22 protein-coding genes and 1 pseudogene are annotated in these 26,587 nt (G+C 66.2%); 18 read left to right on the top strand and 5 right to left on the bottom strand.

Features of this window, described 5'->3' with window-relative positions; genetic code table 11:
• Window positions 1–93 precede the first annotated feature (93 nt).
• On the top strand, window positions 94–702 hold the full coding sequence (locus HMPREF2716_RS21090) for a flavin reductase family protein (protein WP_003097831.1): 609 nt from the start codon (window positions 94–96) through the stop codon (window positions 700–702).
• 6 nt (window positions 703–708) lie between these two features.
• On the opposite strand, the gene HMPREF2716_RS21095 is transcribed toward HMPREF2716_RS21090, so the two are convergent.
• On the bottom strand, window positions 709–1,116 hold the full coding sequence (locus tag HMPREF2716_RS21095) for a DUF5086 domain-containing protein (RefSeq protein ID WP_003117744.1): 408 nt from the start codon (window positions 1,114–1,116) through the stop codon (window positions 709–711).
• 201 nt (window positions 1,117–1,317) lie between these two features.
• On the opposite strand from HMPREF2716_RS21095, the gene HMPREF2716_RS21100 reads away from it, so the two are divergent.
• A complete protein-coding gene (locus tag HMPREF2716_RS21100) occupies window positions 1,318–3,276 on the top strand; it encodes a methyl-accepting chemotaxis protein (protein ID WP_003114601.1) in 1,959 nt (652 codons plus the stop codon).
• Here the strand turns inward: HMPREF2716_RS21100 and HMPREF2716_RS21105 are convergent.
• Window positions 3,257–4,978, bottom strand: coding sequence for a SulP family inorganic anion transporter (locus HMPREF2716_RS21105; protein ID WP_003097828.1), 1,722 nt, complete (start codon window positions 4,976–4,978; stop codon window positions 3,257–3,259). The two genes, HMPREF2716_RS21100 and HMPREF2716_RS21105, sit on opposite strands and share 20 nt — an antisense overlap.
• A 142-nt stretch (window positions 4,979–5,120) precedes the next feature.
• A complete protein-coding gene (locus HMPREF2716_RS21110) occupies window positions 5,121–6,125 on the bottom strand; it encodes an NADP-dependent oxidoreductase (protein ID WP_003087564.1) in 1,005 nt (334 codons plus the stop codon).
• A gap of 250 nt (window positions 6,126–6,375) precedes the next feature.
• On the opposite strand from HMPREF2716_RS21110, the gene HMPREF2716_RS21115 reads away from it, so the two are divergent.
• Complete coding sequence (locus HMPREF2716_RS21115; RefSeq protein ID WP_003120415.1) at window positions 6,376–7,137, top strand: SDR family oxidoreductase; 762 nt, start codon at window positions 6,376–6,378, stop codon at window positions 7,135–7,137.
• Window positions 7,138–7,295: 158 nt separating this feature from the next.
• Complete coding sequence (locus tag HMPREF2716_RS21120; RefSeq protein ID WP_003117741.1) at window positions 7,296–8,189, top strand: bile acid:sodium symporter family protein; 894 nt, start codon at window positions 7,296–7,298, stop codon at window positions 8,187–8,189.
• A gap of 6 nt (window positions 8,190–8,195) precedes the next feature.
• Here HMPREF2716_RS21120 and HMPREF2716_RS21125 read toward each other — a convergent pair whose 3' ends face one another.
• Complete coding sequence (locus HMPREF2716_RS21125) at window positions 8,196–9,392, bottom strand: benzoate/H(+) symporter BenE family transporter (protein WP_003087572.1); 1,197 nt, start codon at window positions 9,390–9,392, stop codon at window positions 8,196–8,198.
• 230 nt (window positions 9,393–9,622) lie between these two features.
• Between HMPREF2716_RS21125 and HMPREF2716_RS21130 the strand changes: the two genes are divergently transcribed.
• Window positions 9,623–10,258, top strand: coding sequence for a hypothetical protein (locus HMPREF2716_RS21130; protein WP_003097821.1), 636 nt, complete (start codon window positions 9,623–9,625; stop codon window positions 10,256–10,258).
• Window positions 10,259–10,308: 50 nt separating this feature from the next.
• On the opposite strand, the gene HMPREF2716_RS21135 is transcribed toward HMPREF2716_RS21130, so the two are convergent.
• Complete coding sequence (locus HMPREF2716_RS21135) at window positions 10,309–10,785, bottom strand: MarR family winged helix-turn-helix transcriptional regulator (RefSeq protein ID WP_003097819.1); 477 nt, start codon at window positions 10,783–10,785, stop codon at window positions 10,309–10,311.
• Between the two features lie 81 nt (window positions 10,786–10,866).
• Between HMPREF2716_RS21135 and HMPREF2716_RS21140 the strand changes: the two genes are divergently transcribed.
• The 13 genes and pseudogenes from HMPREF2716_RS21140 to tagH all read left to right on the top strand — a co-directional run bounded on the left by HMPREF2716_RS21140 (window position 10,867) and on the right by tagH (window position 26,584).
• Window positions 10,867–12,033, top strand: coding sequence for an aminotransferase-like domain-containing protein (locus HMPREF2716_RS21140; protein WP_003097818.1), 1,167 nt, complete (start codon window positions 10,867–10,869; stop codon window positions 12,031–12,033).
• Between the two features lie 55 nt (window positions 12,034–12,088).
• Window positions 12,089–12,691, top strand: a complete 603-nt coding sequence (locus HMPREF2716_RS21145; RefSeq protein ID WP_003097816.1) for a glutathione S-transferase family protein — start codon at window positions 12,089–12,091, stop codon at window positions 12,689–12,691.
• 1,172 nt (window positions 12,692–13,863) lie between these two features.
• Complete coding sequence (gene tssA / locus HMPREF2716_RS21150) at window positions 13,864–15,420, top strand: type VI secretion system protein TssA (RefSeq protein WP_003097814.1); 1,557 nt, start codon at window positions 13,864–13,866, stop codon at window positions 15,418–15,420.
• 35 nt (window positions 15,421–15,455) lie between these two features.
• Entirely contained in the window at window positions 15,456–15,962 is a 507-nt protein-coding gene (gene tssB / locus HMPREF2716_RS21155) for a type VI secretion system contractile sheath small subunit (RefSeq protein WP_003087592.1), read from the top strand.
• A 28-nt stretch (window positions 15,963–15,990) separates the two neighbouring features.
• On the top strand, window positions 15,991–17,466 hold the full coding sequence (gene tssC, locus HMPREF2716_RS21160; RefSeq protein WP_003087596.1) for a type VI secretion system contractile sheath large subunit: 1,476 nt from the start codon (window positions 15,991–15,993) through the stop codon (window positions 17,464–17,466).
• Window positions 17,467–17,478: 12 nt separating this feature from the next.
• Window positions 17,479–17,886, top strand: a complete 408-nt coding sequence (tssE, locus tag HMPREF2716_RS21165) for a type VI secretion system baseplate subunit TssE (protein ID WP_003087602.1) — start codon at window positions 17,479–17,481, stop codon at window positions 17,884–17,886.
• 10 nt (window positions 17,887–17,896) lie between these two features.
• Window positions 17,897–18,064: pseudogene (locus HMPREF2716_RS29465) on the top strand (PAAR domain-containing protein); the annotation flags it as partial.
• Window positions 18,065–18,223: 159 nt separating this feature from the next.
• The gene (tssF, locus tag HMPREF2716_RS21170) at window positions 18,224–20,011 is read left to right on the top strand and encodes a type VI secretion system baseplate subunit TssF (RefSeq protein ID WP_003087605.1); all 1,788 of its coding nucleotides are present in this window, start codon (window positions 18,224–18,226) and stop codon (window positions 20,009–20,011) included.
• Window positions 19,975–20,982, top strand: a complete 1,008-nt coding sequence (gene tssG / locus HMPREF2716_RS21175) for a type VI secretion system baseplate subunit TssG (protein WP_003087607.1) — start codon at window positions 19,975–19,977, stop codon at window positions 20,980–20,982. The genes tssF and tssG overlap by 37 nt, the downstream gene beginning before the upstream one ends.
• 6 nt (window positions 20,983–20,988) lie before the next feature.
• Window positions 20,989–23,622: a type VI secretion system ATPase TssH gene (gene tssH, locus HMPREF2716_RS21180; protein WP_023464476.1), complete on the top strand. Its 2,634-nt coding sequence runs from the start codon at window positions 20,989–20,991 to the stop codon at window positions 23,620–23,622.
• 10 nt (window positions 23,623–23,632) lie between these two features.
• Window positions 23,633–25,144, top strand: coding sequence for a sigma-54 interaction domain-containing protein (locus HMPREF2716_RS21185; protein WP_042930177.1), 1,512 nt, complete (start codon window positions 23,633–23,635; stop codon window positions 25,142–25,144).
• Window positions 25,145–25,232: 88 nt separating this feature from the next.
• A complete protein-coding gene (locus tag HMPREF2716_RS21190; protein ID WP_003087614.1) occupies window positions 25,233–25,373 on the top strand; it encodes a hypothetical protein in 141 nt (46 codons plus the stop codon).
• A gap of 17 nt (window positions 25,374–25,390) precedes the next feature.
• Window positions 25,391–26,584, top strand: coding sequence for a type VI secretion system-associated FHA domain protein TagH (gene tagH, locus HMPREF2716_RS21195; RefSeq protein WP_003097796.1), 1,194 nt, complete (start codon window positions 25,391–25,393; stop codon window positions 26,582–26,584).
• Window positions 26,585–26,587: the final 3 nt, after the last annotated feature.

A 26,587-nucleotide genomic window follows, 5' to 3' on the forward strand; every position in this document is an offset into this window, starting at 1 on the left:
CCAGGTGGTGCAGGGCCGCGGCGCAGACGGTCGCGAGAGCTGCGGGGCTGCGGCATAATCGGCGTCCCCTCCGTCGATTTCCGCGAGACCGCCATGCAACTGGACTTCACCACCATCGCTCCCGCCGAGGCCTATCGCTGGTTGGCTTCCACCGTCACCCCGCGACCGATTGCCTGGGTCTCGACCCTGTCCGCCGAGGGCGCCAGCAACCTGGCCCCGTTCAGCTTCTTCCAGGTGATCAGCGACGAGCCGCCGACCCTGATGGTCAACGTCAGCCTGCGCGACGACGGCAGCCTCAAGGACACCCTGCGCAACGTCCAGGCCACCGGGCAGCTGGTTATCCACCTGGTCGGCGCCGCCCAGGCCGAAACCATGAACGCCACCTCCGCCTGGCTGCCCCATGGCGTGAGCGAGATCGAGACGGTCGGCATCCCTACCGTGTCCAGCGTACGCGTGGCGCCGCCGCGGATCGCCGCGGCGGCGGTGGCCTTCGAGTGCGAGGTGGCGGAGATCAAGCCGTATCCGGCGGAGAACCCCAATTGCCACCTGATCTTCGCCCGCGTGCTGCTGGCCCATGTCGATGATGCCGTGCTGGCCGACGAGCGCCATGTGGATAGCGCCCGGCTCGACCTGGTCGGTCGCCTGGGCGGCAGCCACTACAGCCATACCCGCGACACGTTCAGCATGATCCGGCCCAGGTAGCCGGGCTCAGTCCGGCGCCCGCAGGCACTCGTCGACCGTGCGCCGGCACACTGGCGCCTGGCCCGCGGCCTGGCGTTCCTGCCACTGGCGATAGGCGAACTGGTAGCTTTCCGGATATACCCCGCCGCGCTTCAGCGGCGCCACGATACTCGCGCGCAGCGCCTGTTCGGTCAGCGCCAGGTGCGCGGCCAGGCGCTGGAACTGCCAGGGCTGCTGGCCCTGGCGGCGCTCCAGGACCTCGACGTGGTACAGGCCGTCGGCCGCCGCGCTCGACAGGTTGTGCACGATCAGCCAGCGCGACAGGCCCGGCGCCGCCGGCAACGACCAGAGCGGCTGCTCGATCGGGCCGCTCCAGTCGGCCAGGGTGGGGGCGCACAGACTCAGCGACAGCAACAGCGGCAATACGGGACGCATGGCAAGCTCCTTTTTCCATGGGGCGCCCAGTATGGCTCCGCGCTCGACCGACGTCAGCCCGGATATCCTGGAAACGACCTGCGCATATCTCTCCTGGCCATTATCGTGCCACTACCTTGCCCGGCCGCTCAGGTTCGGCGAAAAACGCGCGACACAGCGGGAAATGCGCACGCAGACGGCGCGTCACGGGGGAGGGGAGTCATGCTGGGGTTGCTGCGCAGGCGTCTGGCCGATCTCGGCACGGCGAAGAAACTGGCCATCGGTTTTACCCTGGTCCTGCTATTGACCGCGCTGGTGGCCGCGCTCGCGGTGCTCTCGCTGCATGCGCTGGGGCAGCGCTTCGCGCGCCTGCAGGAGATGAGCGCGATCAATCGCGACGTGCTGGAGGTTCGCCAGGCCGAGAAGGACTTTGCCCTGCACGGGGAAAAGAGCGACGCCGAGCGCTTGCGCCAGCGCCTGGCCGCGACCCTTGAACGGGTGGGCCGGCTCAAGGCCGACGGCGACGCCGATCAGGCGCTTGGCATGGCCGAGGTGGAGCAGGTGCTGGCGGCATACCTAGAAGCGTTCGGCCGCTTCGAGCAGTCCATCCAGGGACGCCAATTGGCTTGGGAAAGCGCCAGCTGGTCGCTGAACGGCGCCGCCAACAGCCTCGATATCCTCCAGTCCAGCCTGGCCGAGGATGGCGCCTATGCGCTGAAGGAGAGCCAGGGGCACGACGGCGAGCCGCTGTTGCAGCAGGCGGCCCAGGTCGCCCAGGTCAATCGCCTGGTCCTTCAGGGGCTGGACGAGGCCCGCTCGCGTCTCGAAGCGCGCGCCGCGGATGCGCAGGAGGGGCCGCCGAAATCGCTGCGCGAGGCGCTGGAGCTGGCAGCCCGGCTGGAGCAGGCGATCACCGACGATGCCTACGTGTCGGTGGTCAAGGACGTGCTGACCAATATCCGCGGTTTCGCCGACAAGCTCGCCGAGTACCGCGCCAGTCAGCTCCAGGAGCGGCAGATGTACGCCGCCATGGGCGAGCGCGCCGGGCAGGTGATGGCGCGTGTCGACCGTAGCTGGGAGGCGCAGCAGCAGGCCATGCTCCACAGCCTGCGGACAAACTCCCTGCTGATCGTCGGCGCCGCCGTGCTGGCGCTGCTGGTGGGCCTGGGCGCGGCCTTCGGCATCAGCCTGCTGATCGTCCGTCCGCTGCGCCAGGCGATGGGTGTGGCGCAGCGGATCGCCGAAGGCGACCTTGCGGTACGGGTCGACAGCGAGCGGCGCGACGAGGTTGGCCAACTGATGGCCGCGATGCGCGCCATGACCGGCAGCCTGCGCGGTATCGTCAGCCAGTTGCAGGACGGCGTCGGGCGGATTGCCGGCGCTTCCGAGGCGCTGTCCGGCGTTACCACGCGCACCCGCCTGGGAATCGACAGCCAGCGGGCGGAAACCGAACAGGTGGCCACGGCGATGAACCAGATGGCCGCCACCGTCCATGAAGTGGCGCACAACGCCGAGGAAGCCGCGGGGGCGGCGGAAAGCGCCGACGGCAAGGTCAGCGTCGGCCAGGAGGTGGTACGCCAGACCCTGGAGCGGATCGAGCGACTGGCCGAGGCGGTGCGCGCGGCCACCGCCAGCGTCGAGGCGCTGAGCGCCGACAGCCAGCGCATCGGCAGCGTGCTGGACGTGATCAAGAGCGTGGCCGAGCAGACCAACCTGCTGGCGCTGAACGCCGCCATCGAGGCGGCGCGGGCCGGCGACCAGGGTCGAGGCTTCGCCGTGGTCGCCGACGAGGTGCGGGCGCTGGCGCGGCGCACCCAACAGTCCACGGCCGAGATCGAGACCCTGATCGGTGCCTTGCAGAATGGCACGCAGCAGGCGGTGCAGCGTATGCAGCGCAGCCACCAGTTGGTGGACCAGAGCGTCGACGACGCGTTGCAGACCGAGGCGGCGCTGGGCAACATCGCTACGGCGGTGGCGCTGATCCAGCAGATGAACCAGCAGATCGCCGCAGCCTCCGAGCAGCAGAGCGCGGTCGCCGAGGAGATCAACCGCAGCGTCACGGCGATCCGCGAGGTGGCCGATCAGTCGGCCCAGGCCATGCAGTCGACGGCTTCGTCCAGCGAACAACTGGCGGAGCTGGGCCGCGAACTACAGGGCATGGTCAGGCATTTCCGCTTGTAGCCGCGGCCTGGGCGGCGAGTCTTTCCTGCTGGCGCAGCCAGTAGCGATAGGCACTGACCCCGGAGCGCACCGAGCTGAACACCAGCGGCGGCTTGATCTCGCCGAGCATGCTCGAGCGTTGCAGCAGGTCCAGCGTCTGCCCGGTCACCCGCGCCAGCGACAGGTGCACGCCCTGGGCCTTGAGGATCTGTTGCACCTCGTGGAGGGTGGCCAGGCCGCTGATGTCGAGGTTGGTCATGGCTTCGGCGTTGAGCAGCACCGCATTCGGCCGCTCGCTGCCGTCCACCACGGCAAGCACCCGCTGCTTGAAGTAGTCGGCGTTGAAGAACAGCAGGGGGGCGTCGAAGCGGTAGATCACCAGGCCGGGAAGAGTGGTGGCCTGCGGGTACTTGGCCAGCTCGACCTGGCCGTCGATGCCGTGCATCCAGCCGAGCACCGCGTCGCTCGGGCGATAGGTGTAGTAGAGCAGGCGCAGTACGGCGATGCTGACGGCGACGAAGATTCCCGGCAGCACGCCGACGCTGAGCACGCCGACGGTGGTCAGCAGGCAGAGGCTGAACTCGAAGCGGCTGAGCTTCCAGAAGCCCTTCAGCGCCTGCACGTCGATCAGGCCCCAGCCGGCCAGCAACAGGACCGCGCCGAGCGCCGGCATCGGCACCCAGCCCAGGGGCTTGTTCAGCAGCAACAGGGTGGCGGCGATCACCAGCGCGGCGACCACGCCGACCAGTTGGGTCTTGCCGCCGACCATGTCGTTCACCGCGGTGCGTGAGTCGGCGCCGCTGATGGCGAAGCCCTGGGAGACCCCGGCGCCGATGTTGGCCAGGCCGAGGGCGACGAATTCGTGGTTGGGGTTGATGCTGTAGCCGTGACGGGCGGCGAAGCTGCGCGCGGTGAGCATGGCGCTGCAGAAGCTGACCACCGTGATGCCGGTGGCGTCGCGCAGCAGGCTTTTCAGTTCCTCCAGGCTGGTCTGCGGCCAGCTCAGTTGCGGCAGCCCGGCCGGTACCTCGCCAAGCAGTTCCACGCCGTAGCGATCCAGGCCCAGCAGCGCCGCGGCGAGGCTGGCCAGGAGGACGCCGCAGAGCGCCCCGGGCAACTGCGGGAAGCGCCGCGGCAGCAGCACCATCAGCAAGAGCGAGAGGCTGCCGAGGATCAGCGTCGGCCAATGGATGTGCAGCAGGTTCTCCAGCAGCGCGAGGATGCCGGCGACGAAGCCGCTGGTCGCCGCCTCGTAGCCGAACAGCTTGCCCAGTTGCCCGACCAGCAGGCTCAGGCCGATGCCGTTGAGGTAGCCGACCAGGATCGGTCGCGAGAGGAAGCTGGCGATGAACCCGGCGCGGGCCAGGCCGGCGACGATGGAGAACAGCCCGACCATGATCGCGACGATCATCGACAGGTCCACCAGGCGCTGCGGATCGCCCGCCGCCAGCGGGGTGATGGCGGCGGCGACCATCGCCGCGGTCGCCGCGTCGGGGCCTACCATCAACTGCCGCGAGCTGCCGATCAGGGCGTAGATCAGCATCGGCAGGATGCACGCATAGAGGCCTACCTGGGGCGGGAAGCCGGCGATCTGGGCGTAGGCGATGGCGGTGGGGATCTGGATCGCCGCTACCGACAGCCCGGCCTGGACATCCGGACGGAACCAGGCGCGGCGGTAGTGGAGCAGGCTATCGAGTCCGGGTACCCAGCGGGCGAGTGGCATGCGGCTGATTCCTTGCAGGCGCGGATGCCGCAGCTTAGCCCGAAGGACAGGCGGCAGGATTGCCGGGAATCATTATTTCTTCAGTGCACACGCTCTTCGAGGCGAGGCGCTATCCGCCGCTTCTTCGCGCCGGCGGCGGACCTCAGACCTTCAACACCAACTTGCCGAAGTTTTCCCCGCTGAACAGCTTGAGCAGCGTTTCGGGGAAGGTCTCCAGGCCTTCGACGATGTCCTCGCGCGATTGCAGCTTGCCTTCCGCCAGCCAGGTGGCCATCTCCTTCAGGCCTTCTGGGAAGCGCTGGGCATAGTCCATCACCACCATGCCTTCCATGCGCGCCCGATTGACCAGCAGCGACAGGTAGTTGGCCGGGCCGCGCACCGCTTCCTTGTTGTTGTACTGGCTGATCGCCCCGCAGAGGACGATGCGTGCCTTGAAGGCGATGCGGGTGAGCACCGTGTCGAGGATTTCGCCGCCGACGTTGTCGAAGAACACATCGATGCCCTTCGGGCATTCGCGCTTGAGTCCGGCGGCGAGGTCTTCGTTCTTGTAGTCGATGGCGCCGTCGAAGCCCAGCTCCTCGACCAGGAAGCGACATTTCTCGGCGCCGCCGGCGATGCCCACCACCCGGCAGCCCTTGAGCCTGGCGATCTGCCCGGCAACGCTGCCCACCGCACCGGCGGCGCCGGAGATCACCACGGTCTCGCCGCTCTTCGGCTGGCCGACGTCGAGCAACGCGAAGTAGGCGGTCATGCCGGTCATGCCCAGCGCCGAGAGATAGCGCGGCAGCGGCGCGCGGGACGGGTCGACCTTGTAGAAACCCTTGGGCTCGCCGACGAAATAGTCCTGCACGCCGAGGGCGCCGTTGACGTAGTCGCCGGTCTGGAAGCCGGGGTGCTTCGAAACCAGCACCTTGCCGACGCCGAGCGCGCGCATCACCTCGCCGATCCCCACCGGCGGGATGTAGGAGCGGGCGTCGTTCATCCAGCCGCGCATCGCCGGGTCCAGCGACAGGTACTCGTTCTTCACCAGGATCTGGCCCTCGGCCGGCTCGCCGAGCGGGGTCTCGACGAAACTGAAGGTGTCGCGGCCGGGCAGCCCGCTGGGACGCTGGGCCAACTGGTATTGCCGATTGATCTGGGAGGTCATGGCAGGGCACTCGAATGTCGGGAAACAGGCCCCTAGGGATAGCCGGCGCCGGCGCCGGCGGCAAGCGAAGGCGAGTGCGGAAATGACCGGTCATCTATGCTGATGATTCGCCGCCATCAGTCTTATCAGCGGGCTGGATGGCCCATCCTCCAGTCCCCTGATAGTGCTATGCCTTGCGCCGGCCCTGGCTAGACTGGCGCGGCCCGGTTCCGTCGCGGTTGGCGGAAGGCGATTTTCCGAGGAGCAGCAGATGAGCAAACTTCTTTCCGGCCAGGTCGCACTGGTCACTGGCGGTGCGGCGGGCATCGGCCGCGCTACCGCGCTGGCCTTCGCCGCCGCCGGGGTCAAGGTGGTGGTCGCCGACCTGGACAGCGCCGGCGGCGAGGGCACGGTCGAAGCGATCCGCCAGGCAGGTGGCGAAGCCCTCTTCATTCGCTGCGACGTCACCCGCGACGCCGAGGTCAAGGCGCTGGTCGAGGGTTGCGCGGCGGCCTACGGCCGTCTCGACTACGCCTTCAACAACGCCGGCATCGAGATCGAGCAGGGCAAGCTGGCCGACGGCAACGAAGCCGAGTTCGACGCCATCATGGCTGTCAACGTGAAGGGCGTCTGGTTGTGCATGAAGCACCAGATCCCGCTGATGCTGGCCCAGGGCGGCGGCGCGATCGTCAACACCGCCTCGGTCGCCGGGCTCGGCGCGGCGCCGAAGATGAGCATCTACGCTGCTTCCAAGCACGCGGTGATCGGCCTGACCAAATCGGCGGCGATCGAGTACGCGAAGAAGGGCATCCGCGTCAACGCCGTGTGTCCGGCGGTGATCGACACCGACATGTTCCGCCGCGCCTACGAGGCCGATCCGCGCAAGGCCGAGTTCGCCGCCGCGATGCATCCGCTGGGTCGGGTCGGACGGGTCGAGGAAATCGCCGCCGCGGTGCTCTACCTGTGCAGCGACCACGCGGGCTTCACCACCGGTATCGCCTTGCCAGTGGACGGCGGGGCGACGGCGATCTGAGCGGGCGGCGATACAATCGGGATGCCCCGGCGCGGGGCATTCGCATTCTGTTACAGGTCGGCGCGCGGTTTGGCGCGCCAGGCCACTGCCGGGGGACTAACCTGGGTCGAGAATCCGGGGCCTGAGCCCGTCTCCATCGCATCGGAGCAATAACAATAATGACCGCCGATCCCATCCTGACCCTGTTCCTCCCCATCGCCCTGGGCATCATCATGCTCGGTCTCGGACTGTCCCTGACCCCGGCCGACTTCCTCCGCGTGGTGCGCTACCCGAAGCCGGTGCTGGTCGGCCTGGTGTGCCAGATCGTCCTGCTGCCCCTGGCCTGTTTCCTGATCGTCCAGGGCTTCGCCCTGGAGGCGGCCCTGGCGGTCGGCATGATGTTGCTGGCGGCCTCGCCCGGCGGCACCACCGCCAACCTCTACAGCCACCTGGCGCATGGCGACGTGGCACTGAACATCACCCTGACCGCGGTGAACTCGGTGATCGCCATCCTCACCATGCCGCTGATCGTCAATCTGTCGCTGCAATACTTCATGGGCGACGGGCAGGCGATTCCCTTGCAGTTCGGCAAGGTCGTGCAGGTCTTCGTCATCGTCCTCGGCCCGGTGGCCATCGGCATGCTGGTGCGCAACCGCCTGCCGGCCGTGGCGGATCGCCTGCAGAAGCCGGTGAAGATCCTTTCCGCGCTGCTGTTGCTGGTGATCATCCTGCTGGCGCTAGCCAAGGACTGGCAGACCTTCGTCACCTACGCGCCGGTGGTCGGGCTGGCCGCGCTGGCCTTCAACCTGCTGAGCCTGGCGGTGGGCTACTGGGTGCCGCGCCTGCTGCGCCTGCCGAAGGCCCAGGCGGTGGCCATCGGCATGGAGATCGGCATCCACAACGGTACCCTGGCGATCGCCCTGGCGCTGAGTCCGAGCCTGCTGAACAACAGCACCATGGCGATTCCGCCGGCGATCTACGGAGTGCTGATGTTCTTCACCGCGGCGGCCTTCGGCTGGTGGGTCAGCCGTGGCCACCAGGCCGCGCCGGCGCCCGTGACGGCGCCGGACTGAGGTCGGTCAGCCGCGCCGCCAGTTGAGCACGAACTGAGTCAGCAGGCCGGCCACCAGGCCCCAGAACGCCGAGCCGATGGACAGCAGGGTGAAGCCGGAGGCGGTGACCATGAAGGTCACCAGCGCGGCCTCGCGCTGGCGCTCGTCGGCCATCGAGTTGGCCAGGCCGTTCATGATCGAGCCGAGCAGTGCGATGGCGGCGATGGACAGTACCAGTGCCTTGGGGAACGCCGCGAACAACGCTGCCAGGGTGGCGCCGAAGGTTCCTGCGACGCAGTTGAAGAAGCCGCACCAGAGCGCCGCGGTATAGCGCTTGTGCGGGTCCTCGTGGGCCGAGGGTCCGGTGCAGATCGCCGCGCTGATCGCCGCCAGGTTGATCCCGTGGGAGCCGAACGGTGCCAGCAGGATCGAGGCGATGCCGGTACTCGAGATCAGCGGCGAGGCTGGCACCTGGTAGCCGTCGGCGCGCAGCACGGCGATGCCGGGCATGTTCTGCGAAGCCATGGCGACGATGAACAGCGGGATGCCGATGCTGATGGTGGCGGCCAGGGAGAAGCTCGGCGTGGTCCACTCCGGTACCGCCAGTTCCAGGCGGAACCTGCTGAAGTCCAGTTGGCCCAGTATCCCGGCCAGCAGCACCCCCACCAGTAGCGCAGCGAACACCGCATAGCGCGGCGAGAAGCGTTTGCACAGCAGATAGCTGAAGAACATCGCCAGCACCAGCAGGGTCTGTTGCTCGGCGGCGTTGCAGATCTCGATGCCGATGCGGAACAGCACCCCGGCCAGCAGCGCCGAGGCCAGCGAGGAGGGAACCTGGCGCATCAGGCGTTCGAAGCTGCCGGTGACGCCGCACAGGGTGATCAGGAGGGCGCAGACGATGAAGGCGCCGATCGCCTCGCTGTACGGCACTCCGGGCAGGCTGCTGATCAGCAGCGCCGCGCCGGGGGTGGACCAGGCGATCACGATCGGCACCCGGTAGCGCAGGGTCAGGCCGATGGTCGCCAGGCCCATGCCGATCGACAGGGCCCAGATCCACGAGGAAATCTGCGCGCTGCTGAGACCGGCGTTCTGCCCGGCCTGGAACATCAGTACCAGCGAGCTGGTGTAGCCGGTGAGCATGGCGACGAAGCCGGCCACCACGGCGGCGGGAGAGGAGTCGGCGAACGGACGCAGACGAGGCTGGGGCTGGGTGGTTTCGGTCATGCCGGGTACTTCCATGGAGTGTGCGGGACGACCGGGCACGGCGGTGGGCGGAGCCACGGGGCAGGTTGCGCGAGGCGCGGAGTGCCGATCATCTTTTTCTGTTTTGCGCAGCCTAAACAGCCGGCCAGGGGCTGTCCCGGTACAGCCGCGGACATAGTTGGCCATACAGTCGCAGCTGCCGGAAGCTGGCGGAGCTGGTAACTTCCCGGCATTTGCCGAGGAGCTTCGCCATGGATGCAAACCCCTACGCCACGCCGCGTGTCGAATTGGTCGAGCAGGGCATACCGGATGCTTTCCGCCGGCGCTGGACGCCCGCGCAACTGCGCATCCTCGCCTGGCTCTGCCTGGCCTCGATAGCCGGCGGCGTGGTGCTGATGGTGCTCAGCCTGCTGGAGGCATTCGGCGACGGCGCCGCGTTCAGGGTCTACGCCGACTGGCTGGGCCTGCTCCTCAGCCTGCTCGGCGCCTACCTGCTGCTGCGGCTCAAGCACCTGGTCGAGTCGCGCTTTCGCGGCCCCTCGCTGGCCTGGCCGGTATGGTTGTCGATTCTCCTGACCCTGCTGGGCGAGGGCTGGAGCCTGCTGGCGGTTACCGACGATGCGCTGCAGGGCTGGAACTGGCAGGCGCTGGTGTACTTCGCGCTGCTTGCGCTGATCGGCGCTACCACCCTCTGGCTGGGCCTGCGTCTGCTCAAGCAGGAAAACCTCTATCCGTCGCTGCGGATCATGGCCTGGCTGGACATCGCCGGCGGCGCGATGCTGGCTTCGGTGCTGTTGCTGGTGCTGGCGGTACTGCCGCTGCTGGCCGCCACCGTGGCCATGGCGCTGGCCTGCTGGCGCGCGGCGCGGGAGTTGGAGCGGAGCTAGCGGGCAGCCGGTCGGCTTGTCGAGCGTCCATGCGCCAGGCCCATGGGGCGTCAGTCGGCGGCCTCCGTCGCCGCTTCGCCGCGGCTGCCTGCATGCGCCCGAGCCAGGGTGCGATTGACCGCCAGCCAGCCGGAGACCGCTTCGCCGCCGGCTTCCTCGAAGCAGCGTTGGAGCAGCCGCGACTGCTCGCGACGCAGCGCCTTTTCCAACCGCACGCCCTCGGCGGTGAGGCCGAGGAGGCGTTTGCGCTTGTCGTCGTCGGCGGTGGCGCTGCCGATCAGGTTCATCTCCAGCAACTGGCGCAGCGGGATGTTCAGCGCCTGCTTGGTCACGCCGAGCAGGGCCAGCAGTTCCTTCACGCTGAGGCCCGGATAGCGGGCGATGAAGAACAGCACGCGGTGGTGCACACGTCCCAGGCCGCGGCGGGCGAGCATCTCGTCAGGCTTGGTGGTGAAGGCCTGGTACGCGAAGAAGAAGGCTTCCATCATGGCCTGCTGCTGGACGGCGTGGTTTTTCAGGTCAGGCATATTGACGCTTCCGGGTGCGGCATCGTAGTTTCGGTCAAGCAGTTTGACTCATTTTTCCCCGCCTACGCTACCGGTGATCCCATGGCCTTCTCTGAACGCATCTCCCGCCTGAAAAGCTCCTTGATCCGCGAAATCCTTGCCGCGGCGCAGCGTCCGGAGGTGATGTCGTTCGCCGGCGGGCTGCCGGCCGAGCCGATGCTGCCGAAGGTGCAGTGGGAGCAGATGCCGGCCTCCATGGGCCAGTACGGCATGAGCGAAGGCGAGCCTGCCCTGCGCGAAGCCATCGCCGCCGAAGCGCGTGCCCTCGGCGTCCCCTGCGAGGCGAGCCAGGTGCTGATCGTCAGCGGTTCGCAGCAGACCCTCGACCTGGCCAGCAAGCTGTTCATCGATCCGGGCACCGAGGTGCTGCTCGAGGCGCCGACCTACCTCGCCGCGCTACAGGCCTTCCAATTGTTCGGCGCCGATTGCGTGACCGTGCCGCTGGGTGCCGAGGGCCCCGACCTGGTTGCCCTGCGGCAGCGCCTGGAGCGACACAAGCCGGCCTTCGCCTACCTGATCCCGACTTTCCAGAATCCGTCCGGCGTGCGCTACAGCGAGGAACGCCGCGACGCGGTGGCGGCGCTGCTAGACGAATTCGGCGTGACCCTGATCGAAGACGAACCCTATCGCGAACTGGTGTTCGACGAGGGCCGCGCAACCCCGCTGGTCAGCCGCCTGCGCAAGTCCAGCTGGATCTATACCGGCACGGTGTCGAAGACCCTGCTGCCGGGCCTGCGCGTCGGTTTCCTGATCGCCACCCCGGACCTGTTCCCCCACCTGCTGCGGCTGAAACAGTCGGCCGACCTGCATACCAACCGGGTAGGGCAGTGGCAGGCGCTGCAATGGTTCGGCAGCGAGGCCTACCGCCAGCACCTGGCCGAACTGCGCGAGTTCTACCGGGTCCGCCGCGACGCCATGCAGGAGGCGCTGCTGGAGCACTTCGGTGAGCTGGCCGAATGGAATATCCCGGAGGGCGGGCTGTTCTTCTGGCTGACCCTCAGGCAGCCGCTGGATACCCGCACCCTGCTCCAGCCGGCGCTGGCCGCCGATGTCGCATTCATGCCCGGCGAACCTTTCTTCGCCGAGCCGGAGCAGAACCTCGGGCGTCTGCGGCTGAACTTCAGCCACGTCGCCCCGGAGCGCCTGCACGAAGGCCTGCGGCGCCTGGCCAAGGTCGTCCGCGACGCCCAGGCCGCCGAAGCGGCCTGAACCCTCATCGGCGCTCCTTCCGGGGCGCCGGCCATCCGATCCGAGGAGCGACACGATGTACAAGGTCTACGGTGATTACCGTTCGGGCAACTGCTACAAGATCAAGCTGGCCATGTCGCTGCTCGGCATCGACTACCAGTGGGTACCGGTGGACATTCTCAAGGGCGAGACCCAGACCCCGGAGTTCCTGGCGAAGAACCCCAACGGCAAGATACCGGTGCTGGAGCTGGAGGACGGCAGTTGCCTGTGGGAGTCCAACGCCATCCTCAACTTCCTCGCCGACGGCAGCGCCCTGTTGCCCAGCGAACCGCGCCTGCGCACCCAGGTGCTGCAATGGCAATTCTTCGAGCAATACAGCCATGAGCCCTATGTGGCCGTGGCGCGCTTCATCAAGCTCTACCTCGGCCTCCCGGAAGCCCGCCGCGCCGAGTTCGAAGAGAAGAAGATCGGCGGCTACAAGGCCCTCGACGTCATGGAGAAACAGCTGTCGCGCACGCCATTCCTGGTCGGCGAACAGTTCTCCATCGCCGATATTACCCTCTACGCCTACACCCATGTCGCCCATGAAGGCGGCTTCGACCTGACGGCCTACCCGGCGATCCGCGCGTGGATCAAGCGAGTGGGGGAGGTGCCGGGGTATGTGGGGATGCTGGATTGAGGGGAGCTTCGATCAGCGGTTGGCGAGGCAGTGATTTCTGTCATGAGCGGGAGTTTCGGGTAGAGCGAAATTTTTATGCATCGGGCTGGATGCGCGTTTTTCCTGATTATTCGTAGCTCGCTTTCCTGGCGCTGCTGTTGGTACCCGGCGCTGCGCTGGTGGCGGGTCAGTTACTGGCCGTTGAGGTCGATGCCCAGGAGGGCAACGACCGACTGGCCGCGCTAGCCGACCCGACTACTGTCGGGCAGCTTTCTCGCCAGTAGGCGCACAGCACTGTCGAGCGGGTAAGCGGTGCGCAATTCTCTGTCGTCGCCGTACGCGGCCTACCGCATAAGTTGGTCATCGAGGGCTTGGCGATAGGCGCTGCGGCGGTCATCGAATCCTGCTTTCCTGACTGCTCGGGTCGCTATCGATTTCCGTCCAGCCGGTGCGGTACGGGCGTGTCCAGGGTAAACGCAGCGGTGCGTCCCGCCTACAGTCGGTCACGGCGCAACTTCCTCGCCGGTGGCCATGGGACCGCCCATCTCGATTAATTTCTCTAACAATTCCCGTGCCAGTCTTTTCATGGCTCTTTTAATCAATCTCATTCAATGGCTGATTGTTATCCATGTCTCATTCTGAAAAGAAATATAACAAGTGAATTGAGCAAGAAGTTGCGCAGTGTTGTGCAACTTTTTGCGCAGTAGTGTTCAGGCCAGTATTTTCAAGGGCTGTGGACTGTTATTGGGGATGTTTCTTGGTTTTCATTGTGCAACTTCTTGCACAATCGCTATTACGCTCTAAATCAGCTGTTGGTCCGCTTGGAAGGCCTATGTTTCGAGGCTCTCCGGAGAAATCCATACTGCCTGCCTTATTTTTTATAAATTGTTAACTACCTGTTTTGGTAGGGTTTTCCAAATGGCCATCAATGTCGTTATGATGGCTATAGCCAAGCCGTAAAGGGCATGGACGCAGACGCCTGACGTTTGGCTGAAAATCTTTCATTGATTCGTATCAATGAATAGGAAAATTCCCAAAGAGGGAATGTCCTGTTGCTTGCCAGTTTTTATGTTGTTTTCATGGAGAAGGCAAAGAGCTCTTCAGACTATTGGGATTTTCGTTCGGTTTTTATGCCAACTAGTTGAATTGTTAAGATATTCATTGGCGCACATGGTGTGCATTGAAGGGTTAGGATGACCTATTCGAGCAAGCTCTCCTCGCATTATCTGGAACTCGCGGAACAGCCGATTTCAAAGGATGTCTTTGCGGGTGAGGATGTGCGTTTTTCCAGCGAATACGAGGCGCTGGAAAATGAGCTGGGCAAGGCGCTCTCGCTCCATGAGAACGGCCAGACCGACTGGTTGAAAATCCTGGAAAACAGCGAAGCGCTGCTTCGTGCCCAATCCAAGGACCTGCGTGTTGCAGCCTGGTTGACCTGGGCCCTCTACCAACGGGAATCCTTTCCCGGTTTGCTGGCCGGACTGGGATTGCTGGAACGTCTGTGCAGCCGGCATTGGGTCGAGATCCATCCGCTCAAGGCGCGCACTCGCGCCGCGGCCATTGCCTGGCTGGTGCCCCGGTTGGAGCAGGCGCTGAACGAAAACGTACCGATCAAGGAGCAACTCCCCCTGTTCCGGCGTCTCGCCGAGCACCTGGAAAAACTCGATACCGCGCTGACCGCGCAACTGGGCGACGACGCGCCCTTGTTGCTGCCGATCAGCCGACGCCTTTCGGGCATGCTCCAGCGCGCCGCCGACAACCAGCCCGAACCTGGCGTGGTCGGCGCCGTGGTGGCCCAGGTCAAGCAGGCGGCCAGCCAGTTGCTGGCGCCGGGTGCGCCCATCGACAACGAGCGCGACGCCCACAAGGCCATGCGCGCCCAGCAGGAGGCCGCACGCCCCCTGTGCGCCTGGTGGCTGAAGCAGAAAGCCACCGATCTGCGCGCGCTGCGCCTCAACCGAACGATGCTCTGGCTGCCCATCGAGTCCATGCCCGAGCGCAATGCCGAACAGGTCACCGCGCTAAGGGGAGTGCCGGCGGACAAGCTGAAAAGCTACCAGGAGCGTTTCGCCCAGGGCCTGTACGCCGATCTCCTGGTGGAGCTGGAGGCGAGCCTGGCACGGGCGCCGTTCTGGTTCGACGGCCAGCGCCTGGTCTGGGAGTGCCTGCAAGGGCTCAACGCCGAGCAGGCGATGCGGGAAGTCGAAATGCATTTCGCCTTGCTCCTGCAGCGTCTGCCGGGGCTGGTGGAGCTGCGTTTCCACGATGGCAGCGCATTCGCCGATGCGGCCACCCGCGGCTGGATCAGCGCCCATGTCATGCCCCATCTCCAGAACGACAGTGCGCCGCGCAAGGTCGAGACCGTGGCCCTGCAGGCCGAATGGGACGTCGCCCTGGACGAGGTCCAGCCGGTGTTGCGCAAGGACGGCCTGAAGGCGGCGGTACAGGTGTTGAAGCAGGGCATGAAGCGCGCCCACGGCGGACGCGCCCGGTTCTTCTGGCAACTGAGCCTCGCGCGACTGTGCTTCCTGGCGAAGAAGTACGAGCTGGCCAAGACCCAGCTGGAGAGCCTCGACCATCAGTTGCACGAATCGGGATTGCACGCCTGGGAGCCCGATCTGGCGCTGGATGTACTGCACCTGCTGCATAGCTGCTGCGAGCTGTTGCCGCAGAACCACGCCGTGCGAGAACGCAAGGAAGACATTTATCGCAGGCTGTGCCACCTCGATCTCGAGGTGGTGCTCGAATAGGGCTTCGCGCCCTCAATTCTCAAGGAGAAAAAGCCATGGCCAAAGAAGGCTCGGTAGCCCCAAAGGAACGCATCAACGTCACCTTCAAGCCCGCCACCGGCGGTGCCCAGGAGGAAATCGAACTGCCGTTGAAGCTACTGGCGATCGGCGATTACACCCAGCGCGGGGATGAGCGCAAGGTGGAGGACCGCAAGCCGATCGGCATCGACAAGATGACCTTCGACGAGGTCCTGGCCAAGCAGGAGCTGGGGCTGACGCTGAGCGTACCCAATCGTCTCCAGGAGGAGGGCGGCAGCGACGAGCTGGCGGTGGGGCTGCAGATCAACTCGATGAAGGACTTCAACCCGGCCAGCATCGTCGAGCAGGTGCCCGAGCTGAAGAAGCTGATGGAGTTGCGCGATGCGTTGGTGGCCCTCAAGGGCCCGCTGGGCAACGCCCCGGCGTTCCGCAAGGCCATCGAAAGCGTACTCGCCGACGACGAGTCCCGTAGCCGTGTGCTGGGCGAGCTGGGGCTGAGCGCCGCCCCCTCCCAGGACGCCTGAGCCACCCCCTAGCCAAGGAAGCAGATACATGAGCACCAGTGCCGCACAGCAAGGCCGGAACCAGAACGGCGAATACAACATTCTCGACAGCATCATCGCCGAGACCCGCCTGAGCCCGGACGACGAGGCCTACGACATCGCCAAGCGCGGCGTCTCCGCCTTCATCGAGGAATTGCTCAAGCCGCAGAACGACGGCGAGCCGGTGAAGAAGGCGATGGTCGACCGGATGATCGCCGAGATCGATGCCAAGCTCAGCACGCAGATGGACGAGATCCTCCATCATCCCGATTTCCAGGCGCTGGAGTCGGCCTGGCGCGGCCTGCAACTGCTGGTCGACCGCACCAACTTCCGCGAGAACATCAAGATCGAGATTCTCAGCGTTTCCAAGCAGGACCTGCTGGACGATTTCGAGGACTCGCCCGAGGTGATGCAGTCCGGCCTGTACAAGCACATCTACACCGCCGAATACGGCCAGTTCGGTGGCCAGCCGGTCGGCGCCATCATCGCCAACTACTACATGTCGCCCAGTTCGCCCGACGTCAAGCTGATGCAATACGTCTCCAGCGTGGCCTGCATGGCCCATGCGCCGTTCGTGGCGGCCGCCGGTCCGAAGTTCTTCGGCCTGGAAAGCTTCACCGGCCTGCCGGACCTGAAGGACCTGAAGGATCATTTCGAAGGCCCGCAGTTCGCCAAGTGGCAGAGCTTCCGCCAGTCCGAGGATTCCCGCTACGTGGCGCTGACCGTACCGCGCTTCCTGCTGCGCACGCCCTACGATCCGGAAGAGAATCCGGTCAAGTCGTTCGCCTACAAGGAGACCGTGGCCAACAGCCATGAGCATTACCTGTGGGGCAACACCGCCTATGCCTTCGGCACCAAGCTGACCGACAGCTTCGCCAAGTATCGCTGGTGCCCGAACATCATCGGGCCGCAGAGCGGCGGTGCGGTAGAGGACCTGCCGTTGCACCACTTCGAGAGCATGGGCGAGATCGAGACCAAGATCCCCACCGAGGTGCTGGTGTCCGATCGCCGCGAGTACGAACTGGCCGAGGAAGGCTTCATTTCCCTGACCATGCGCAAAGGCAGCGACAACGCCGCGTTCTTCTCCGCCAGCTCGGTGCAGAAGCCGAAGTTCTTCGGCATCAGCGCCGAAGGCAAGGCCGCGGAGCTGAACTACAAGCTTGGCACCCAGCTGCCGTACATGATGATCGTCAACCGCCTGGCCCATTACCTGAAGGTCCTGCAACGCGAACAGCTTGGATCGTGGAAGGAGCGTACCGACCTCGAACTGGAGCTGAACAAGTGGATCCGCCAGTACGTCGCCGACCAGGAAAACCCCAGCGCCGAAGTACGCGGCCGTCGCCCGCTGCGCGCTGCGCAGATCATCGTCAGCGACGTCGAGGGCGAGCCGGGCTGGTACCGCGTCAGCCTGAACGTGCGCCCGCACTTCAAGTACATGGGGGCGGACTTCACCCTGTCGCTGGTCGGCAAGCTGGACAAAGAGTAAGCGGAGCTTTCCATGACCGGATACGGCAGCCTGTTCGAGCGCCTGAACGGCGACGCGGATAAGCGCGTCGGCTGGAGCCGCGAGGTTTCCGCCATGGCGTCGGTGGCTGCCCATCTGGGCAAGATGCTCAGCACCCGGGCGGGCAGCGTGCAGACGCTGTCCGACTACGGGTTGCCCGATCTCAACGACATGCGCCTGAGCCTGCACGACTCCCTGAGCCAGGCCCGCTCGGCCATCGAAGGTTTCATCGAGGCTTACGAACCGCGCTTGAGCAACGTGCGTGTCGTTTCCCTGCCACGCGACAACGACCAGCTCCGCCTGGCCTTCAGCATCGAAGGGTTGCTGGAGGTGGAGGGTTTCAAGCGCCAGGTGAGTTTTTCCGCATGCCTGGATGGCAGCGGCCAAGTGACGGTCAGCTAAGGAGGTTTCGATGTCCGGCAAACCCGCAGCCCGCGTTTCCGATCCCACCGCTTGTCCGCTCCCCGGGCATGGCAGCAATCCCATCGTCGTCGGTTCCGCCGACGTGTTCTTCGACGGCCTCGCGGCGGCCCGCCAGGGTGACGCCTCGGCCTGGCGCTGTACCGCTTCGATGCCTGGTTCGTCCATGAGGTCTTCTGAGATGGGCGCGAATCGGGTCGATTACGGAAAGACAACGGACACCGTGGGTTTCCGATCTTCAGGCCAGAAATGTCATTGCGGTTTTGGCGGCAGCGGTCAGACGACTGCCATCAGTGAAACGATATCCAGCAGGTAAGCCGTGTCCTTCAATCATTACTACCAGAGCGAACTCACCGCACTGCGCCAGCTGGGGCGCCGTTTCGCCGAGCGTAGCCCGGCCCTGGCCCCGTTTCTCGGGCAGGTCGGACGCGATCCGGATGTCGAGCGCCTGCTCGAGGGCTTTGCCTTCCTGACCGGGCGGTTGCGGCAGAAGCTGGACGACGAGTTGCCGGAACTCAGCCACTCGATGATGCACCTGCTGTGGCCGAACTATATGCGCCCGCTGCCGGCTTTCAGCATTCTCCAGTTCGACCCCCTGACCCGCCCGGGCGGGGCGCTGCGCGTGGAGCGCGATACGCCGGTCGAGAGCCGGCCGGTGGGCGAGGTCGCCTGTCGCTTCCGTACCTGCTACGCCACCGAGGTCCTGCCGCTGGTGCTGGAGGCGCTCAACTATTCGGTGACCGGCGAAGGCGCGCTGCTCGGCCTGCGCCTGGCGATGAACTGCGACGGGCATCTCGGCGAGCTGGGCCTGAGTCGGCTGCGCCTGCACCTGGCCGGCGAGCGCTACATCAGCCAGATGCTCTACCTGTGCCTGCTGCGCAACCTGGAGAGCATCCAGCTGATTCCGCTGGACGCCCATGGGCGGCCGCTGGATGGCGTGGCCGGCAAGCCGATGTCGTTCCGCCTGACGGGCGAGCGGGTGCAGCCGGTGGGTTTCGCCGAAGACGAGGCGTTGATTCCCTATCCGCTGAATACCTTCCGTGGCTATCGCTACCTGCAGGAGTACTTCGCGTTCCAGGACAAGTTCCTGTTCGTCGACGTGGATGGCCTTGACCTGCTCGGCGCGCTGCCCGAGGAAACCCTCAAGCAGGTCCGCGGCCTCGAGTTGCGCTTCGATATCCGCAAGAGCGGCATCCAGCGCCTGCACCCGACGCTGGAGAACGTCAAGCTGTACTGTACGCCGGTGGCCAACCTGTTCCGCCACGATGCGCTGCCGATCCGCCTCGACGGCAAGCAGGACGAGTACCTGCTGATGCCGGCCGAATACAGCCTGGAGGACTGCGGGGTGTTCTCGGTAGAAGGCGTCACTGGCTGGCGGCCGGGCGGGCTCGGCTACCAGGCTTACGTACCGTTCGAGTCCTTCGAGCACGATCCCAGCTTCGACGTTCCCGAAGCACGGCCCCACTACAGCGTCCGGCAACGGACCTCGTTGCTGCACGATGGCCTGGACACCTACCTGAGCTTCGGCATCCGCCATCCCGAGCAGATCGAGACGCTGTCGGTGGAACTGACCTGCACCAACCAGAACCTGCCCCAACGGCTGCGCCTGGGCGATATCTGCGTCGCCTGCGAAGGCACGCCGGAGTTCCTCGGTTTCCGCAATATCACCCCGGCGACGCCGAGCTACGCGCCGCCGCTGAACCGCGATTTCCTCTGGAAACTGATCAGCAACATGTCGCTCAACTACCTGTCGCTGGCCAACGTCGACGCACTCAAGGTGATCCTCGAAACCTACGACCTGCCGCGCTACTACGACCAGCATGCGGCGAAGGTCAGCAAGCGCCTGCTGGGCGGGCTCAAGGCGGTCCGCCACGAGCATGTCGACCGCCTGCATCGGGGCCTGCCGCTGCGCGGCTTGCGTACCGAGCTGACGATCGATCCGGAAGGCTACATCGGCGAGGGCGACCTGTTCGTGTTCGCTTCGGTTCTGAACGAATTTTTCGCGCTTTACGCCAGCATCAACTCCTACCACGAGTTGCGGGTGAGGAGCACACAGGGAGACGTGTACCAATGGAAACCGCGCATGGGTTTGCAGCCCCTGCTGTAAGCGCGCTGGCCCGGGGCATTCGCGAGTACTCGCTGTTCCAGGCGGTCCTGCTGGTCATGGATCGCCTGCGCGAGGAATATCCCGGCCTGGGAGACGAGGCGCTCTACGATCAGTTGGAATTCCAGGCCAATCCTAGCCTCGGTTTCCCGGGCAGCGATGTCGATCGGGTGGAGTTCTTCGAAGAGCGCGGCATGCTGCGGGCGCGGCTGCGTTTCAACCTGATCGGCTTGTTCGGTGCCAGTTCGCCGTTGCCGGCGTTCTACAGCGAGCAGGCTCTGGGCGACAGCGAGGAGGGCAATCCTACGCGGAACTTCCTCGATCTCTTCCATCACCGCCTGCATCGGCTGCTGTTGCCGATCTGGCGCAAGTACCGCTACCGGGTGAGCTTCCAGAGCGGCGCGAGCGATGCGTTCTCCGCTCAGTTGTTCGCCCTCGTCGGATTGGGCGGGGAAGAGATCCGCAAGGCCAGGGAACTGAACTGGAAACGCCTGCTGCCCTACCTGGGCCTGCTCAGCCTGCGGGCGCACTCGGCGGCCTTGATCGAGTCGGTGCTGCGCTACTACTTCAAGCATGCCGAACTGGTCGCCGAGCAGTGTATCGAACGGCGCGTCGCGATCCTCGAAGAGCAGCGCAACCGGCTCGGCCTGTTCAACAGCCAGCTTGGCGAAGACGCGGTGCTGGGCGAACGGGTCCGCGACCGCAGCGGCAAGTTCCGCATTCATATCCGCCAGCTCGACTGGCAGCGCTTCCACGAGTTCCTGCCGATCGGTCCCGGCTACCAGCCGCTTTGCGCGCTGGTTCGCTTCACCCTGCGCGACCCGCTCGACTACGACATCCGGCTGGTCTTGCGCCACGAGGAAATCCGCGAGTTCCGCATCGGCGCGCAGAACGCCTGCCGCCTTGGCTGGACCAGCTGGCTGGGCCGGGAGCGCGCGGATGGCGTGGTGACGCTGGGCAGCAAGATTCATTAAGGATGGATGAGCATGATCAACGTAGACCTGCAACAACTGATTCAGGCGCTGGATGCCGACACCCGGCGCGACCTCGAAGGCTCGGCCGAGCGCTGCGTAGCCCGCGGCGGCAGCAAGGTACTGGTGGAGGACCTGTTGCTGGGCCTGCTGGAGCGTCCCCAGGGACTGCTGGCGCGCGCCCTGCAGGATGCCGCGGTGGACGCTGGCGAACTCAACGCCGCGTTGCAAGCGCGGGGCGAGCACAGCGCCTCGCGCAATCCGGTGTTCGCGCCCGAGCTGGTGCAGTGGCTGCAGGATGCGCTGTTGCTGGCCAACCTCGAACTGGGCCGTAGCCAGATCGACCAGGCGGCATTGATCCTGGCCCTGCTACGCAACCCGTTGCGCTATGCCGGCAGCCGCTACCAGCCGCTGCTGGCGCGGCTCGACATCGAGCGGTTGAAGGACTTCGCGCTCTCGCAGCCGCTGGAGGGCGCGCCCAGCGGCAAGCCGGGCGGTGGCGAGTCCCTGTTGCAGCGTTTCACCCACAACCTTACCCAGCAGGCGCGCGACGGCAAGCTCGATCCGGTGCTCTGTCGCGACGGGGCTATTCGCCAGATGGTCGACATCCTGGCCCGTCGGCGGAAAAACAACCCCATCGTGGTCGGCGAGGCCGGCGTCGGCAAGACCGCCATCGTCGAAGGCCTGGCCTCGCGGATCGCCGCAGGGGAAGTGCCGCCGGCGCTGAGGGACGTCGAGCTGTTGTCCCTCGACATGGGCCTGTTGCAGGCCGGTGCCAGCGTGAAGGGCGAGTTCGAGCGGCGCCTGAAAGGCGTCATCGACGAAGTGAAGGCAGCGCTCAGGCCGACCATCCTGTTCATCGACGAGGCCCATACGCTGATCGGCGCGGGCGGTCAGGCCGGCGGCTCGGATGCCGCCAACCTGCTCAAGCCGGCCCTGGCACGTGGCGAGTTGCGCACCATCGCGGCGACGACCTGGGCCGAATACAAGAAGTATTTCGAGAAGGACCCGGCGCTGGCCCGGCGCTTCCAGCCCGTGCAGTTGCATGAGCCGAGCGTTGCCGAGGCGGTGACGATCCTGCGTGGCCTGGCCCGAGTTTACGAGGAAAGCCACGGTATCTACCTGCGCGACGACGCGGTGGTGGCCGCCGCCGAACTGTCCGCCCGCTACCTGGCGGGTCGCCAGTTGCCGGACAAGGCCGTCGACGTCCTCGACACCGCCTGTGCGCGGGTGCGCATCAGCCTGGCGGCGGCGCCGGAGAGTCTCGAGCGCCTGCGCGGCGAGCTGGCCGAAGGCGAGCGCCAGCGCCAGGCCCTGCGCCGCGATGCCGAGGCAGGCCTGCCGATCGACCACGATACCCTGCAGGCGCTGGAGGAGCGCCTGGCCCAGGCGGAAAGCGAGCGGCACGTACAGGAGGACCAGTGGAGCCGCCAGCGCGAACTCGCCGAGCGCCTGCTCGCCCTGCGCCAGCAATTGGCCAGGGCCCGCGAGGCGAACCGGGAAGAGCAGGGCGGCGAGGCGGACGCGGAGACTTTCCCGGCCGACGAGCATGGCGGTGTCGAAGCCCTGGAAAAGGCCCTTCACGAAACCCGCCAGGCGCTCGCCGATGCCCAGGCCCAGGGGCGGCTGGTCAGCTTCGAGGTCTGCCCGCGCCTGGTTGCCGAGGTGATCGGCGCCTGGACCGGCGTACCGGTGGAACAACTGGCGCGGGAACACAACGCCAAGGTGATGGGGTTCGCCGACGACCTGCGGGCGCGGATCCGTGGCCAGGAACAGGCGGTCAGCGCCCTGGACCGCGCGATGCGCGCCACCGCGGCCGGGCTGAACAAGCCCGATGCGCCGGTCGGCGTGTTCCTGCTGGTGGGCCCGAGCGGGGTGGGCAAGACCGAGACCGCGCTGGCGCTGGCCGACCTGCTGTATGGCGGCGAGCGTTTCATCACCACCATCAACATGTCCGAGTTCCAGGAGAAGCACACCGTCTCGCGCCTGATCGGCGCGCCGCCCGGCTATGTCGGCTATGGCGAGGGTGGCATGCTCACCGAGGCGGTACGCCAGAAGCCCTATTCGGTGATATTGCTGGACGAGGTGGAGAAGGCCGATCCGGACGTGCTCAACCTGTTCTACCAGATCTTCGACAAGGGCGTGGCCAACGATGGCGAAGGGCGCGAGATCGATTTCCGCAATACCTTGATCCTGATGACCTCCAACCTCGCCAGCGAGCACATCGCCGCGCTTTGCCAGGACGGCGCGCGGCCTTCCGCCGAACTCCTGGAGGAAACCATCCGGCCGGCGCTCAGCCGGCATTTCAAGCCGGCGCTGCTGGCGCGCATGCGCGTGGTGCCTTACTACCCGGTGGGCGGCCCGGTACTGCGCGAGCTGATCGAGATCAAGCTGGAACGCCTCGGCGAGCGTCTGGCGCGCCGTCAACTGGCTTTCGACTACAGCCAGGCGCTGGTGGACCACCTGGCCGAGCGTTGCACCCAGAGCGACAGCGGCGCACGGTTGATCGACCACCTGCTGGACACGCACCTGCTGCCGCTGGTGGCCGACCGTTTGCTGGAAGCGATGGCGCGCGACGAGCGTCTCGAGCGGGTCCATGCGACGCTGGGCGAGCACGGCCGCGTGCTCTGCGAGTTCGCCTGAGGTGGGTGCGATGTTCAGCCGCGTACCGCAACCCCTGGCCTTCGCCGAAGCCCTGCTCGCTCAGTTCGGCGCGCTGTCGCGGGAAACCGACATCGCGGCCCTGCTGGGCGGTTTCGCACGCGCAGTCGGCGAACTCAGCGGCTGCGAGCTGAGCCAGTTGTATCTGCTCGACCAGACCCATACCGCGCTCACCCTCAACGCCGAATGCCGGGACGGCCTGTTGCAGGCGCTGGAGCCGTCGAGCCTGCCGGCGGACTACACCGGCGAGCAGTTGCTGCAGTTCGCCCTGTGCCAGAACCGCGTGGTCAGTCTCGTCGACCTGCCGTCGCGGCTGCACGAGACCGGCTTCCTGCCGGCAGGGGAGCAGCCCTGGCTGTCCCTGCTCTGCGTTCCGCTGGTGAGCCCGGAGAAAACGGTCGAGGGCATGGTGGTCTGCGCTACCCGGCGCCCACTGGACCTGCAGGGATTCGCCCATCCACTGGGCCAGCTGGGCTCGTTCGTGCTGGCCCAGCTGCATCTGCTGCAACGCCTCTCGCAACCCTCCGGCGAGCCGCAGGGACCGTCCAGCGCACCGGTGGTCAGCGGCTACGGGCTGATCGGCAGGAGCGCGGCGATGCGTGAGACCTGCCGCCTGATCAGCAAGGTCCTGCACAACCCCTATACCGTGTTGCTGCAGGGCGAGACCGGCACCGGCAAGGAGGTGGTCGCACGGGCGATCCACGAGTACGGCCCGCGGCGTGCACAGGCGTTCGTGGTGCAGAACTGCGCGGCGTTTCCGGAAAACCTGCTGGAAAGCGAGCTGTTCGGCTACCGCAAGGGCGCCTTTACCGGTGCCGAGCGCGATCGTCCCGGGTTGTTCGATGCCGCGGATGGCGGAACCCTGCTGCTCGACGAAATCGGCGACATGCCCCTCTCGCTCCAGGCCAAGCTGTTGCGCGTGTTGCAGGAAGGCGAGATTCGCCCGCTCGGCGGCAACGACACGCACAAGGTCGATGTACGCATCATCGCCGCTACCCACCGTGACCTCGCCCTGCTGGTACGCGATGGCAAGTTCCGCGAAGACCTCTACTACCGGCTGGCGCAGTTTCCCATCGAGTTGCCGCCGTTGCGCCAGCGCGAGGGCGACGCCCTCGAACTGGCCCGGCATTTCGCCGAGCGCGCCTGCGTGTTCCTGCGCCGCGCGCCGCTGGGCTGGTCCGCGGAAGCGCTGGAACTGCTCGACGGCTATGGCTTTCCCGGCAACGTTCGGGAGCTGAAGGGACTGGTGGAATGCGCGGTACTGCTCTGCGAAGGCGAGATGCTGCTGGCCGAACACTTTTCCCTGCGCGCGCCCCCGGAAGCGGAGGCGCCGCTCAAGCTGCGCGAGCATCTGGAGCAGATCGAACGGGACCTGCTGCTCGCCTGCCTGCGCAGGAACGCTGGCAACCAGACCCTCGCCGCGCGCGAACTGGGTCTGCCGCGACGAACCCTGATCTATCGCATGGGACGCCTGAACATTCATTTCGGCGATCCCCGGACCTGAAGCCCATGATCGAGATTTCCTTCCAACCAGCCCAGCCGGGCGCGCGCCTGGAGCGCGGCGTCCGCGGCCCTTCCATGGAGACTCCCTGATGCCTGTTCGTCACTGGCCCGCCGTGCTTCTGGCCCTGGCCGTCCTCTGCGGCCTCGCCGGTTGCAGCGGCAACTACAAATTCAACGACGGCGACTATCGCCCGCTTGGCGATCCGCAGGCGGTCAATCGCGGCAAGTGACCGCAAGGAGCGATCTCATGGAACTGGTATTGGAAATGCTCAGCGCCAAGCAATTCGTACCGACGGAGCTATGCAGCAAGACCTTCGGCAGGAACGGCGGCCTCATCGGCCGCGGCGGTGAGTGCGATTGGGCGATTCCCGATCGCAAGCGGCACCTGTCCAAGCAGCATGCGCGGGTCAGCTATCGCAACGGCGCGTTCTACCTGACCGACACCAGCAGCAACGGCATCCGCGCCGGCAACGGCAGCCGCCTGCCGCATGGCGAGCCGCAGCGCATCGAGCAGGACAGCGTCTTCCTGCTCGGCGACTTCGAGATCCGCGCGCGGTTGCTGCGCGAGCCCGACGAGCTCGCCATGGACGTCGGGCGGCCGCAGCCGGCGGGCAGCATCATTCCGGACGATGCCTTCCTGGCCCTCGATCCGTTGCAGGCGCTCGACCAGGACGGTGCAGATGCCTACGAACTCGACGACCTGAGCGCGATCGCCCAGCCCAGTCATGAGGCCGGGGCGCGTGCGGACTACGCGCGGATCGACATGGAAAGCCTGGTCGTACCGGAGCTGGTGCCCGCCCCGGCGGCTCCGCAGGAACCCGTGGAAAGTCCGCGTCCGGGTCGCGACGAAGCCTTCTGGCAGCGTTTCGGCCAGGCCCTGGGAATGGACCTCGAAGGCCTCGACGGCGCTGCGCGCGAAGCGCTGGCGATCGACGCCGCCGGTTTGCTGCGGCAGTGCATCGGCGGCTTGCAGCAGAGCCTGCGGACCCGCAGCGAACTGAAGAACGAACTGCGCCTGTCGCTGAGCACGTTGCGCGATACCGGCAAGAATCCCTTGCGCTTCAGCGCCGATGCCGGCGAGGCGCTGGGGCATCTGCTACGGGATGGCAAGCCTGGCCAGTTGAGTGGCGAACAGGCCGTCGCACGCAGTTTCCGCGACCTCCAGGCGCACCAGGTGGCGCTGCTCGGCGCCAGCCGGGCGGCGGTGCGCGCGACCCTCGAGCATTTCTCGCCGCAGCAGCTGGCCCTGCGTTTCGAGCGCGACGGTCGCCGGCCGTTGCTGGCCACCTCGGGCAGCCGCTGGCGTGCCTACGGTCGCTACCACCAGTCGCTATGCCAGGACGACGATTGGAGCGAGCGTCTGTTGGCGCGTGATTTCGCCCAGGCCTACGAAGAGCAGGTTCGCCTGATTTCCACCCTCTACACCGAGCACCAAGGATGATCG

Origin of the sequence: Pseudomonas sp. HMSC076A11 (assembly GCF_001810205.1) — a bacterium.
GTDB lineage: Bacteria > Pseudomonadota > Gammaproteobacteria > Pseudomonadales > Pseudomonadaceae > Pseudomonas > Pseudomonas aeruginosa.

Coding starts and splice junctions, on each gene's coding strand:
- HMPREF2716_RS21090 (WP_003097831.1), top strand. CDS start 94: ATGCAACTGGACTTCACCACCATCGCTCCCGCCGAGGCCTATCGCTGG.
- HMPREF2716_RS21095 (WP_003117744.1), bottom strand. CDS start 1,116: ATGCGTCCCGTATTGCCGCTGTTGCTGTCGCTGAGTCTGTGCGCCCCC.
- HMPREF2716_RS21100 (WP_003114601.1), top strand. CDS start 1,318: ATGCTGGGGTTGCTGCGCAGGCGTCTGGCCGATCTCGGCACGGCGAAG.
- HMPREF2716_RS21105 (WP_003097828.1), bottom strand. CDS start 4,978: ATGCCACTCGCCCGCTGGGTACCCGGACTCGATAGCCTGCTCCACTAC.
- HMPREF2716_RS21110 (WP_003087564.1), bottom strand. CDS start 6,125: ATGACCTCCCAGATCAATCGGCAATACCAGTTGGCCCAGCGTCCCAGC.
- HMPREF2716_RS21115 (WP_003120415.1), top strand. CDS start 6,376: ATGAGCAAACTTCTTTCCGGCCAGGTCGCACTGGTCACTGGCGGTGCG.
- HMPREF2716_RS21120 (WP_003117741.1), top strand. CDS start 7,296: ATGACCGCCGATCCCATCCTGACCCTGTTCCTCCCCATCGCCCTGGGC.
- HMPREF2716_RS21125 (WP_003087572.1), bottom strand. CDS start 9,392: ATGACCGAAACCACCCAGCCCCAGCCTCGTCTGCGTCCGTTCGCCGAC.
- HMPREF2716_RS21130 (WP_003097821.1), top strand. CDS start 9,623: ATGGATGCAAACCCCTACGCCACGCCGCGTGTCGAATTGGTCGAGCAG.
- HMPREF2716_RS21135 (WP_003097819.1), bottom strand. CDS start 10,785: ATGCCTGACCTGAAAAACCACGCCGTCCAGCAGCAGGCCATGATGGAA.
- HMPREF2716_RS21140 (WP_003097818.1), top strand. CDS start 10,867: ATGGCCTTCTCTGAACGCATCTCCCGCCTGAAAAGCTCCTTGATCCGC.
- HMPREF2716_RS21145 (WP_003097816.1), top strand. CDS start 12,089: ATGTACAAGGTCTACGGTGATTACCGTTCGGGCAACTGCTACAAGATC.
- tssA (WP_003097814.1), top strand. CDS start 13,864: ATGACCTATTCGAGCAAGCTCTCCTCGCATTATCTGGAACTCGCGGAA.
- tssB (WP_003087592.1), top strand. CDS start 15,456: ATGGCCAAAGAAGGCTCGGTAGCCCCAAAGGAACGCATCAACGTCACC.
- tssC (WP_003087596.1), top strand. CDS start 15,991: ATGAGCACCAGTGCCGCACAGCAAGGCCGGAACCAGAACGGCGAATAC.
- tssE (WP_003087602.1), top strand. CDS start 17,479: ATGACCGGATACGGCAGCCTGTTCGAGCGCCTGAACGGCGACGCGGAT.
- tssG (WP_003087607.1), top strand. CDS start 19,975: ATGGAAACCGCGCATGGGTTTGCAGCCCCTGCTGTAAGCGCGCTGGCC.
- tssH (WP_023464476.1), top strand. CDS start 20,989: ATGAGCATGATCAACGTAGACCTGCAACAACTGATTCAGGCGCTGGAT.
- HMPREF2716_RS21185 (WP_042930177.1), top strand. CDS start 23,633: ATGTTCAGCCGCGTACCGCAACCCCTGGCCTTCGCCGAAGCCCTGCTC.
- HMPREF2716_RS21190 (WP_003087614.1), top strand. CDS start 25,233: ATGCCTGTTCGTCACTGGCCCGCCGTGCTTCTGGCCCTGGCCGTCCTC.
- tagH (WP_003097796.1), top strand. CDS start 25,391: ATGGAACTGGTATTGGAAATGCTCAGCGCCAAGCAATTCGTACCGACG.